This window comes from Sphaerospermopsis kisseleviana CS-549 (genome assembly GCF_028329225.1).
GTDB classification, from domain to species: Bacteria; Cyanobacteriota; Cyanobacteriia; order Cyanobacteriales; family Nostocaceae; genus Sphaerospermopsis; species Sphaerospermopsis kisseleviana.
In genome coordinates this window covers 1-7,755 of sequence record NZ_JAQMTI010000074.1, presented here as the reverse complement: position 1 = coordinate 7,755, position 7,755 = coordinate 1, and the positions used below count along the sequence as shown (strand labels likewise).

Annotated in this window: 7 protein-coding genes; 3 read left to right on the top strand and 4 right to left on the bottom strand. The window is 38.8% G+C overall.

Annotation, left to right across the window (positions count from 1 at the left end; genetic code table 11):
* A partial coding sequence (locus PN497_RS05155) for a helix-turn-helix domain-containing protein (RefSeq protein WP_272109745.1) occupies nucleotides 1–117 on the bottom strand: 117 nt, incomplete at its 3' end.
* 436 nt (nucleotides 118–553) lie between these two features.
* On the opposite strand from PN497_RS05155, the gene PN497_RS05150 reads away from it, so the two are divergent.
* Entirely contained in the window at nucleotides 554–1,279 is a 726-nt protein-coding gene (locus PN497_RS05150) for a tetratricopeptide repeat protein (protein WP_096571953.1), read from the top strand.
* Nucleotides 1,280–1,514: 235 nt separating this feature from the next.
* Here the strand turns inward: PN497_RS05150 and PN497_RS05145 are convergent, their stop codons facing one another.
* Both PN497_RS05145 and psaM read right to left on the bottom strand, forming a co-directional pair.
* Nucleotides 1,515–1,928: a slr1601 family putative cell division protein gene (locus PN497_RS05145; RefSeq protein ID WP_096571954.1), complete on the bottom strand. Its 414-nt coding sequence runs from the start codon at nucleotides 1,926–1,928 to the stop codon at nucleotides 1,515–1,517.
* A gap of 253 nt (nucleotides 1,929–2,181) precedes the next feature.
* A complete protein-coding gene (gene psaM, locus PN497_RS05140; protein WP_096571955.1) occupies nucleotides 2,182–2,277 on the bottom strand; it encodes a photosystem I reaction center subunit XII in 96 nt (31 codons plus the stop codon).
* Nucleotides 2,278–2,559: 282 nt separating this feature from the next.
* On the opposite strand from psaM, the gene PN497_RS05135 reads away from it, so the two are divergent.
* Nucleotides 2,560–3,798: an FGGY-family carbohydrate kinase gene (locus PN497_RS05135; RefSeq protein ID WP_096571956.1), complete on the top strand. Its 1,239-nt coding sequence runs from the start codon at nucleotides 2,560–2,562 to the stop codon at nucleotides 3,796–3,798.
* A 64-nt stretch (nucleotides 3,799–3,862) separates the two neighbouring features.
* On the opposite strand, the gene PN497_RS05130 is transcribed toward PN497_RS05135, so the two are convergent.
* Nucleotides 3,863–5,389 (bottom strand): sensor histidine kinase, encoded by a 1,527-nt coding sequence (locus tag PN497_RS05130; protein ID WP_096571957.1) that lies wholly within the window; start codon nucleotides 5,387–5,389, stop codon nucleotides 3,863–3,865.
* A gap of 304 nt (nucleotides 5,390–5,693) precedes the next feature.
* On the opposite strand from PN497_RS05130, the gene PN497_RS05125 reads away from it, so the two are divergent.
* Entirely contained in the window at nucleotides 5,694–7,688 is a 1,995-nt protein-coding gene (locus PN497_RS05125; RefSeq protein ID WP_096571958.1) for an ABC1 kinase family protein, read from the top strand.
* Nucleotides 7,689–7,755 lie beyond the last annotated feature (67 nt).

Genomic DNA, 7,755 nt, shown 5'->3' with positions numbered 1-7,755 from the left:
CTGTCGACAAAGTGCTAAACCTTGATTCCAAGCGTGTCTGGCTACTCCTGCGTGTTGCGCCAGTAGTAGTCGTTGTTGCTTGTTAACTTTGAGTTGGGTTTTGAATCCTAGTAGCATACAGTGATTTTACTGTAATTCTGTGACAAAGCCAAAAGATGACAGAAAATTTTGAGCAAATGTGAGTATTTGTTAGTATTGGTTAAGAAAAAAGTAACTAGCTACTAACCCCCTGACTCCTGACTCCTGACTCCTGACTCCGGTTGGTGAGCGACTTGTATTGAGCGCAGTCGAAGTAAGTCGAAGTAAGCCGAACCACTGACTCCTGACTCCTGACTCCTGAATTATTACATTGATCAAAATTCTTTCTGGAATTGACCTTTGGAGTGATGTATATATTTTTAGGCTTATGGCTTAATTGTTTAAGTAGTTTAAATTTGTTCTTCTTCGATTAAGCCAAGACTCCTGAAACAGTGAAACAGTGAGTAAACCACTAGCAAACAAAATCCTATCATTTCATTTGATTTCACAGAGCAAGTAGCTCAGGCAGGAATATATGGATCATTACTCCTTTTTAACTTCTAATACACAGAACAATCCACTATACAAAGGCAATCATCAAAATACTGCGTATACACAAAAAACTGGCGTGAAAACTAGCAGTAAATCTTTACCAGAGGACGGCTACTTAAGGTCTTATGCTTTAAAGTTAGCTCACCAAGGGGATTACACAGAGGCGATCGCTTTGTTAAACCAATTGATTGATAGTCATCCTAACAATGCAATTGATTATAACAATCGAGGGCTAATTTATTTTCAAAGTGGTGAATGCCAAAAAGCTCTAAGTGACTACAATACAGCAATGCAGCTAAATCCTAAGTTAGCAAGTGTTTATAATAATAGAGCTAATTGCTATGCTGCTTGTGGCGAGTTCATTGCCGCACTAGCCGACTATGATCAGGCTTTAGATTTAAATCCGCGTTATGTTCGTGCTTGGATTAACCGTGGTATTACTTTGCGTGATTTAGGAGAATATCAGGAAGCAATTGATAATTTTGAGATTGCATTGTTGTTTGGTCAGCTACAAGGTAATATTTGGGCTGAACGTGGTAGGACTTATCATATTTGGGGTGACTGGAATTGTGCGATCGCTGATTATTACCGCGCCCTCACATATATCAACTGTTTAGACACCAATGAGGATGTTTCTGGTTATCGGTTGCGCTTACAACTGGAAAATTGGTTAGATGAATTGCTTCTTCCCCAAAAGACTGATTGGTAAATTTTTCACATTAAATCAGATTAAATTCAAAATTCAAAAAATTTCAATTTTTTGCTTTCTCAAATTTTAATTTTTTGTTTTAATTTTTTGGTAGCGCCCCTGCATCTTTGATTGGCTAATAGATGATAACTATCAAACTCTTCACGAATTAGCTATTGACTATTAGCTTCTGTTATTAATAGAAATTCATTTCTTGTTTATACACCCTTAAAATTGCAAATCATTTCAATTTGTCTCAGGGTGTGGAATTGGATCGTTCAGTATCTTTAGTATCTGGATTAATCAGCACCACCGGAAGTTGACTGGGAGCAAATCTATATGATTGTTCTTGCCTGATACTATTAGCTTGACTGGGATCAAAATTGCGGCTAAATTCCGTCCTCAAATCATCAACACGTCCTTGCATGAGCTTGACTTCTGTGCGGATTTCTCGCAACTTATCTTGTTGTAACCGGTGATAAGGCATAAGCTGAGATAGAGCAGATACCGCTGCTGTGATAATAACCAAGTTAACGGTGATCTTGGCAGAAGTTTCTAGTGCCATGATTTGATAAGAACGTTGGTGAAGATGTTTTTTTGGTCTAGGAGCAGTTCGGGTGGGTTTAACTGGTGGTTGTAGCGGTGGTTTGGATGGTTGAAAGGCGTTCATAACAATAAAAATAGTCAGGCTGATTGAAGGGAAGCACCATTAAAAGTAAAATGGCGCTAATTGCGACTTAATTTAGCTGCCATATTACTTCATTTTTGGTAATTTTCTACAAGTATTAGGTCATAAAAAAAAATACCTGGCATACGCAGGTACATTTTTTCAAGATACTTTTGGCTAAAAGTCCCAAGATCCTGAAGATTTTACCTTGTATGGCCAGGTTGATTTAGTCTTGTGTGGGTGTCACATCTGGGAGTTACTTGTAAAGTTCAGTCGCCAAACGCCAAGCGAGAATGCCTGGAATTAAAGCTACAACTAGAGCGATGTACACTTGAGTATCTGAGATAGTCATGGTGGAAACTCTCCTAAAATTCCAATGAGATGATTAACATTTCTTTTACTACTTTTCCTTGTTTTGCCAAAATTGGGGAATATCTTGTTACAAGATGCAACAAAAACATGATTTTTTCAGGAGTCAGGAGTCAGGAGTCAGGAGTCAGGAGTCAGGAGTCAGGAGTCAGGAGGCAGGAGTTATTGATTTTGGATTTTGGATTTTGGATTGTTTTTGTCAACTCCAATCTAAAATCTAAAATCTAAAATCTAAAATTTTCTTCCCTATTCCCTATTCCCCGTTATGACTTTCTACTTGGGTATTGATTTTGGTACATCTGGCGCACGAGCGATAGTGATTGATGAAGAGGCTAGAATTGTCTCTCAAATGCGTTATCCTTGGGCAAATGTGACAAATTGGGTAAATTGCTGGAAAGACGCTTTATGGGGTCTTATAGAGGGAATTTCCCAGGAATGGCGGCGTGAAATTGGGGCGATCGCTATTAACGGTACTTCTTCCACAATCTTGCTGACTGACGCTGCTGGCCAGCCTGTAGATGCTCCCTTATTGTACAACGATCCACGGGGATCAATGATGCTCAAGGATTTGAGTAGTATTGCTCCACCTAACCACACGGTACTGAGTGCTACTTCTAGCCTGGCAAAATTGCTGTGGATGCAACAATTACCTACGTTTAATCAAGCTAGATATTTACTACATCAAGCTGATTGGCTGGCATTTCTCTTACATGGAAAATTAGGTATTAGCGATTATCACAACGCTTTAAAATTGGGTTATGACGTAGAAAAGTTGCAATATCCAGAATGGCTAGAAAAAATGCAAATTCCTGTGTTTTTACCCCAAGTTTTAGCACCTGGTACTCCCATTAGTGAAATAACTCCAGAAATTGCGGCTAAATTTGGTTTTAGGCGTGATTGCTTGGTGTGTGCAGGAACAACAGATAGTATTGCGGCTTTTTTAGCTAGTGGAGCAAAATTACCAGGGGAAGCGGTAACTTCTTTGGGTTCAACCTTGGTGTTGAAACTTTTGAGTCGTACCCGTGTAGAAGATGCACGATATGGAATTTACAGCCACCGTTTAGGAGATTTATGGTTAACTGGAGGAGCTTCTAATACTGGTGGTGCTGTATTAAAACACTTTTTTACTGATGATGAGTTAGTTCGCTTGAGTCAAGAAATTGATGTATCACAAGCCAGTGAGTTAGATTATTATCCTTTGTTGAAAGAAGGCGATCGCTTTCCCATTAATGATCCCCATCTACCCCCAAGACTAGAACCTAGACCAGATGATCCCAAAGAATTTTTACATGGTTTGTTATCAAGTATGGCGCGAATAGAAGCAAGAGGATATGAATTATTGCAACAACTGGGAGCAGATAAATTAAGCTATGTTTATACGGCTGGTGGTGGTGCGGCTAATTCTACTTGGACGGCTATTAGAGCTAAATATTTAAAAGTACCTGTAGTTGCATCTAATAACACCGAAGCTGCTTATGGAAGTGCGCTTTTGGCGATGCGGTGATCAAAAATAGGTGATTGGTGATTGGTGATTGGGGAGAAATATTTACCTCCTGCCTCCTGACTGCTTACATTTTCACTTTTTGTTGACAACTAACTTCTAAAGGGAGGAAAATGGTTAAAACTTCCCCATATTTGGGATTTTGACGTACAATCAACTTACCACCAATAGCTTGAAATAGATGTTTAGTAGCAGAAATATTTAAACTAATAGTTCCTGTTTCCGGCTGGAATACTAATAATTGACCTAAAGATTTACGAATTGGTAGTGTTATTGTTCTAGTTGTATCTTGACAATCTAATTGAGGTGATAATTGTAATTTGAGTTGATCACCGGCAGGAATAACTTGAACTTGAATAGAACTACCGGGGGGTAAACTGCGGGTGAAATTTTCCATTAAACCGGTGAGTACCCGATCTAGCATAGCGGGATTACTGACAACAGTTGGTAATTGCTGAGGTAAAGCCACATCTAAAGTTAAATTCCGTCGAGTTGCTGCTTGTTGCCAACGGGGGATACTTTGCTGTAAAACTTGATCCAAAGACATTGGCGTTAATTGGGTATTGCCAGATTTTGTTGTTGTACAAGTTTCTAATTCTGCGGCTTTAAATAACAACTCCATCCGATCAATTTGTTCAGTACATTCGTGATCAATAACTTGCAAACGATTAATTACAGTAGTTGGTAAATCTTGCCGCTTGAGTAGCAACCGAGTCATAGTACGAATAGTTGCCAGTGGGGTGCGGACTTCATGGGCAAAAGCTTGTAGTAATTCCACATCAGAACGGGAAGATGGTTTTGCTGATGGGGAAAGATGATTGTGGGTAGGTGGAGAGATGGGAATAGTATGTGTTGGTTTATCCGTTTCTGGTTCTGCTAATTCCTGAAGCAAAAACTGGGTAAATTGAATTATAGTTTGATAGTTTGGTGCAGTTGCCGGATATTTTTGGACTAAAGCATCCAAATCAGCAAATAATTCGGGATTAGTCAAAACCACCCTTGCGCCTAAAACTTGCCAAGCTTGCTGTACTACTTCTGGTGCAAAAGAAAATAAAAATTCTTTGTTCCCGCTGCTGTTTGCTGATAACACTAAAACCAATCTAAAATTTTCTGTGAACACCAAGCAAAACTGCTCTGCTCCTAGAGGATCGGCAGGTAATAAGGGTAAAATTGATTCTTCTGGACAGATATGATTATACTTGTAAGCATAGTCTGTAATTTGCTGCGGATCTTCCCAAGGGGATATATCCTCATTTTCTTGACTTTGGGCGATCGCACCGGAAACTTGAAAGGGCATCAAAGCCAAAGGGTTAAAGGGTTGGGCAGTAAAAGTAACCGTTTTTAAACTTTTAGTTAATTTTGGCTGACTAAATAAGGGTGCTGGTGCTGTTAAAACTAAACCTTGAGTTAAACCTTGGGTTAAACCTTGAGTGATGTCAGATGTCGTAGTTGCCAAGGTATTGAGGAGGAGATGTTCTGTAGCTGCTAAACTGATGCGCCATTGTTGCTCTGCTTTAGCAGATGAACACTCAGCCGTATTTGATCGGCTTGCGGCTAAAACTTCTCTCAAACTTGGCAAAATCCATTCGTACACAGGTTTTCACCTCTCGATTAACGAGTATCTAAAATCTAATTGACGAGCATCTCACAGCAGCTAAAGTAGATACTGCACTATATACTTATGAGGTTATAGTCTTTTCTGCATTAGTGATAGTAGTAGAACCGAACAATTGAGTAGGAATTTCCCTGGCGATGATGGCTATCTTGATGAAAATCAAGCTGGGATAAAACCTTGCCAAGATATGATTACAACTTTCCTTGCTTGTTGACTTATCTAGCGGTATTCGCAACATATTGTTACAATATTTAACAGCGTTTATCTCACTGGTGGCTTTTTGATGATGGTTAAGAGTCTTCCCCCTAGTTCTCGTTCTACCGTGGAGGACAGTCGCGGAAGCGAATTGTCCTTAATTGAAGTAATACCAGAAAATAGTACAGAAGTCTTGGTGATCAATTCACCAAAATTCTCAGCAAAGCATAAGCAGACAGTATTAGCTGAAACTGAACCTGAGACACTGCGTTATGATCCTGAAGAGATTCAAGCACATTACCAAAACCAGCCTTTACAGGTTCTGCGGCGAATTTTAACAGTTTTACGACCTACGTTGTCATATCTTTTCGGGATTTGGTGGGATAAGCAACGGGGAATTGTAGTGAAAAATGATCGTCGTCGGGCAGTTCAACTGCGAGAATTATTAACAAAATTAGGTCCTGCTTATATTAAAATTGGACAGGCATTGTCTACTAGACCGGATTTAGTTCCTCCTATATATTTGGAAGAATTAACTAAATTACAAGATCAATTACCACCGTTTCCTAATGAAATAGCTTACCAGTTTATTGAGGAAGAATTAGGAAGTCGTCCAGAGGAGATTTACGCGGAACTTTCAGCAGAACCAATTGCTGCTGCGTCTTTGGGACAAGTTTATAAAGGTAAACTCAAAACTGGGGAAGAGGTAGCAATTAAAGTCCAGCGTCCAGATTTGCGAGAAAGAATTACCATTGATTTGTACATTTTACGCAAGTTAGCTGGATGGGTGCAAAAAAATGTAAAACGGGTTAGAAGTGATTTAGTTGGGATTTTGGATGAATTGGGCGATCGCATTTTTGAAGAAATGGACTATATCCATGAAGGTGAAAATGCTGAACGCTTTTTTGAATTATATGGACATATCCCAGATATTTATGTACCAAAAATTTACTGGGAATACACCAACCGTCGCGTTTTAACGATGGAATGGATTAATGGTATTAAATTAACTCAAACGAGGGAAATTAAAGAACTAGGAATAGATGCACGTTATTTAATTGAAGTAGGTGTGCAGTGTTCCCTGCGTCAATTATTAGAACATGGATTTTTCCACGCTGACCCCCATCCTGGTAATTTGTTAGCTACCTTTGATGGTAAGTTAGCTTATCTTGATTTTGGGATGATGAGCGAAATTAAACCGCCCCAACGTTATGGTTTAATTGAAGCTATTGTTCACGTTGTTAACCGTGATTTTGATTTATTAGCACAAGATTATGTCAAATTAGAATTTCTTTCCCCAGAAACAGATTTAACACCGATTGTTCCGGCTTTTAGCAAGGTTTTTGCTAATGCCCAAGGTGCGAGTGTCGCAGAACTAAACATTAAAAGCATTACTGATGATTTATCAGCATTAATGTATGAGTATCCTTTCCGCGTACCTCCCTATTACGCTTTAATTATTCGTTCTTTGGTGACATTGGAAGGGATTGCTATTTATATAGATCCGAATTTCAAAGTTCTCAGTGAAGCTTATCCTTATGTTTCTAAACGACTGTTAACAGATCCAGCTGATGAATTAAGAACTTCATTGAAAGATTTACTATTTAAAGATGGTAAATTCCGGTGGAATCGTTTAGAAAACTTGTTAAAAAATGCCCGTAATAGTCAAGATTACGACTTTAATTTAATCATGAATCAGAGTGTAGAATTTCTCTCTTCTGAACGCGGTGTATTTATTCGTGATAGGTTAGTAGATGAGTTTGTGAATGGGCTGGATGCGGTAAGTAAAAACGTTTTACATAATTTTACTTTTTTACTCCGAGAAAGGGTAGGTTTAACAGCAGTTAATGAAATGCCTGGTGCAAGTGTTGAACAACAACAAACTTTAGAACATATTAAACGAATTTTAGGAATTCTCCGAGAAACGAGAGGTTTTGATCCTGCTAAACTTGCTCCCCAAGTAGCGCAGGTACTTTTTAATCCAAGAGTACATTATTTAGGACAACAAATTGCTAATCGTTTTACGCAAAAAGCCGTAGCTAGGTTAATTCGGCAATTATTAGCAGAAGAGGAAATTGGGTAATTGGTGATTGGTGATTGGTGATTGGTGATTGGTGATTGGTGATTGGTGATTGGTGATTGGTGATTGG

Bases quoted from the DNA above. Each gene is read 5' to 3' on its own strand.
- PN497_RS05150 (WP_096571953.1), top strand. From the start codon at position 554: ATGGATCATTACTCCTTTTTAACTTCTAATACACAGAACAATCCACTA.
- PN497_RS05145 (WP_096571954.1), bottom strand. From the start codon at position 1,928: ATGAACGCCTTTCAACCATCCAAACCACCGCTACAACCACCAGTTAAA.
- psaM (WP_096571955.1), bottom strand. From the start codon at position 2,277: ATGACTATCTCAGATACTCAAGTGTACATCGCTCTAGTTGTAGCTTTA.
- PN497_RS05135 (WP_096571956.1), top strand. From the start codon at position 2,560: ATGACTTTCTACTTGGGTATTGATTTTGGTACATCTGGCGCACGAGCG.
- PN497_RS05125 (WP_096571958.1), top strand. From the start codon at position 5,694: ATGATGGTTAAGAGTCTTCCCCCTAGTTCTCGTTCTACCGTGGAGGAC.